Raw genomic sequence first — 2,886 nt, forward strand, 5'->3', positions numbered from 1 at the left:
GCTAATATCCAAGATATGAATTTATTTGCTGATTCAACCTTCCCTTTAGTATATGAATGTCTTGGCTTACATAATTTGATTTTAAATCCAAAATCTTTTGCAAATGCTTTCATTTTATAATTTATTCCTGACTTTGACCGTGTATAATTAAAATAGAAAATTATAATATATAATATAAAATATAATAATAATTAAGTATAATAATTATTAGTATGGTTTGATTTAGTTCTTGTTGTATTGTGTAGAATTGATAATTCTAATGTTGATTTAGAAAAAATATTGATATAAAATATTTCATAGAAAAACAGTTTTGAAAATATTAAATCATATGGAGAAAGATAGAGACTTTGACTAAGCTTAGAGCTTGTTAGCTGTAGTTATCATCTCCTTTTAGCATGGTTTAGAGAATTAAGCATTGAAAGCTTGTACAAAGCACGGTCGTATGTCAGAAGGAGGTGCTCTGTATGTTTACTGTTGGGATTGATATTTCATCAACTAAATTTGATGTTGCAATTTTTGATGGTAAAAAGTTTAAACATTTTGTATTTAAACAATCATATGATGAATTTAATGAATTTTTAGATGTTATTAAAAACATTAATGATGAATATATGATCGCTATGGAATCTACAGGAACTTATCATTTAGCATTAAAACAGTTTTTAAATGAAAAAGGTATTAGTGTTTTAATATTACATCCATATTCACTTAAGAATTTTATGAGGTCATTTAATCATTCAAAAACTGATAAAATTGATTCTAAAAATATCGCCAAAGCTATATACATACTTAGAGAATATGCCATTAGATCATCTGAGCCTGATGACTTAATTTTAGAATTGAGAAATTTGCTCAGAGCTAGAAAAAATATTGCTAAAAGCCTTGCATCTTTAAAAATACATTTATAAAAAACAAATGTTTTTTATAAAGAATTGGATTATTTTTAAATAAAAAACATTTAATCCTCCTGCTTGCGCAGCATGATTAAATATATACCAGAATTATTAAATTATTTCTCAGAAATGGATTCCTCTGTTCTGTTGAAATTATTATTGCGATATCCAACATTAAAATCCATTTTAAAGCATAAAAGAAAAGTTACAAATTTACTTGCTTCAGCAAATGTATAAAAGTTGGGCTTTTATACATTGATATTTGACCATTTACTATTATTTTTAAAATATCAATCTAAATCAAATATTATAATTAAAATGATTTTTCGCGAAGCGATGCTTCTGAAACAAAGAAAAGGCTTTAAATGTTATTAATGATTTAAACCATTCAATTGGTATAAAACACGATTCTTCTGCTATATTAATTAAATCGAAAATAGAATTAATTAAAAACCATATAGAACAAATAAAAATACTCGAAGATGAAATAGAAAGAGTTTCAAATGAAATTTTTAATAATTTTAATATGAATATTTAAAATGAGTATTTTGATGGCAATAACAGTAATAATAACAAATATGATGACAATAAAAATTACTATAATCATGGAGATAACATAAATAAAGAGAAAATAGATAAAGAGAATCCATATTATCAAGTGTATAAAGCAATAATTTCTATTCCAGGCTCAGGTGAATTAGTAACTCCACTTACAATTATATCAGAAATAGGAAACATATCTCGTTTTGAAAGTAAAAAACATTTTGTCTCATATATAGGGCTTGATCCAACAATTTCCCAATCAGGAAAATACAGAAAAAATAAAAAAATATCAAAAAAAGGGAATAGCCATTTAAGACATATATTTTCATTATGGGCCATAAGAGTTTTAAAATACATACCAGAATACAAAGAAAAATACAACGCTTTAATTAAAAGAGGGAAACCAAAAAAAGTTGCCCAAACAGCAATAACAAGAAAATTGGCAGAATTAGTATATACATTATGGAAAAATAATACTGAATTTAATCCAGAATATTTAAAACTTAAAACAGCATGATTGCTTTAAATATCACACAAAACCTAAACTAATTTACAAAAAACAAATAGTTTAGTTTGAATTATTGCAACATTGTTTGCTGTAAAAAGTGTAGTTTTTTTACAAAATATCAAAAAATAATTTATTATAATTTTTATATTTTATCTCTTGACTTTTTAGAGAATACAGCAAAATGGTGAAATTTAAGGAAATGGAACGAAAGAATGCGGGTTTGAGGTGTATTAACATAAGTTAGCCGGAAAAATGTGTGGCTAACTTCTTAATATACTAATGCATATAACTATTGATTTTACTAACTTTTAGTGGTATAATATATATGAAAACCACTAAAAGGAGATGGCATGATGTTCGTTAAAATATCAAAGGTGAAAGGGAAAAAGTATTTAAGAGTAATGGAAAGTGTGAGAGAAAATGGCAAAGTAAAGCAGCATACTGTTATAAATTTTGGAAATATTGAAAAATACAGTAAAAAAGATGTTGAAAAGATGATAGAAAAATTACTAAAAATATTTGAAATAGATGAATACGAAAAAATAAACGATAATTTAATGGAAGAAGTAGCCAGAAGAAATTTTGGAGTAAAAGTAGTAGTAAATAAAATATTTGAAAGATATGAAATGAAAAGATTTTTTGAAAGGCTTGATAAGAATATAGAATATAACGTGGAAGAGATGTTAAAGATAACGGTAATGAACAGAATAATAGAACCAAGAAGTAAATTAAAAATATTCAATAATCTAGAATATTTTGGATATAAAGGGATAGAAAAAAGCGAAGGGAAAGAACTTGATGAAAATGAAGTAATGCGGCTTGACCCCCGAAAATTAGACAAAAAATAAGTAAATCTCATTTTTTCACAGAAACGAAAAAATCAGAAAAATCATAAGACAAAATAAAATCATTGAAATTATCATTAAAAAGATAAAAAACGAA

Annotated in this window: 4 protein-coding genes and 1 pseudogene; 4 read left to right on the top strand and 1 reads right to left on the bottom strand. The window is 24.9% G+C overall.

Features of this window, described 5'->3' with window-relative positions; genetic code table 11:
- Nucleotides 1–125: pseudogene (locus tag XO12_RS10920) on the bottom strand (IS21 family transposase); the annotation flags it as partial.
- Between the two features lie 339 nt (nucleotides 126–464).
- Here XO12_RS10920 and XO12_RS10925 point away from each other — a divergent pair.
- The 4 genes from XO12_RS10925 (at nucleotide 465) to XO12_RS10940 (ending at nucleotide 2,792) form a co-directional block, all read left to right on the top strand.
- Nucleotides 465–908: an IS110 family transposase gene (locus tag XO12_RS10925; protein ID WP_052913285.1), complete on the top strand. Its 444-nt coding sequence runs from the start codon at nucleotides 465–467 to the stop codon at nucleotides 906–908.
- Between the two features lie 72 nt (nucleotides 909–980).
- Nucleotides 981–1,130: a hypothetical protein gene (locus XO12_RS10930; protein ID WP_156166196.1), complete on the top strand. Its 150-nt coding sequence runs from the start codon at nucleotides 981–983 to the stop codon at nucleotides 1,128–1,130.
- A gap of 421 nt (nucleotides 1,131–1,551) precedes the next feature.
- Nucleotides 1,552–1,953 (top strand): IS110 family transposase, encoded by a 402-nt coding sequence (locus XO12_RS10935; protein ID WP_047266658.1) that lies wholly within the window; start codon nucleotides 1,552–1,554, stop codon nucleotides 1,951–1,953.
- A gap of 344 nt (nucleotides 1,954–2,297) precedes the next feature.
- A complete protein-coding gene (locus XO12_RS10940) occupies nucleotides 2,298–2,792 on the top strand; it encodes a hypothetical protein (RefSeq protein WP_175420325.1) in 495 nt (164 codons plus the stop codon).
- Nucleotides 2,793–2,886: the final 94 nt, after the last annotated feature.

It is taken from the genome of Marinitoga sp. 1154 (genome assembly GCF_013363285.1).
Classification (GTDB): domain Bacteria; phylum Thermotogota; class Thermotogae; order Petrotogales; family Petrotogaceae; genus Marinitoga.

Coding starts and splice junctions, on each gene's coding strand:
- XO12_RS10925 (WP_052913285.1), top strand. CDS start 465: ATGTTTACTGTTGGGATTGATATTTCATCAACTAAATTTGATGTTGCA.
- XO12_RS10930 (WP_156166196.1), top strand. CDS start 981: ATGATTAAATATATACCAGAATTATTAAATTATTTCTCAGAAATGGAT.
- XO12_RS10940 (WP_175420325.1), top strand. CDS start 2,298: ATGTTCGTTAAAATATCAAAGGTGAAAGGGAAAAAGTATTTAAGAGTA.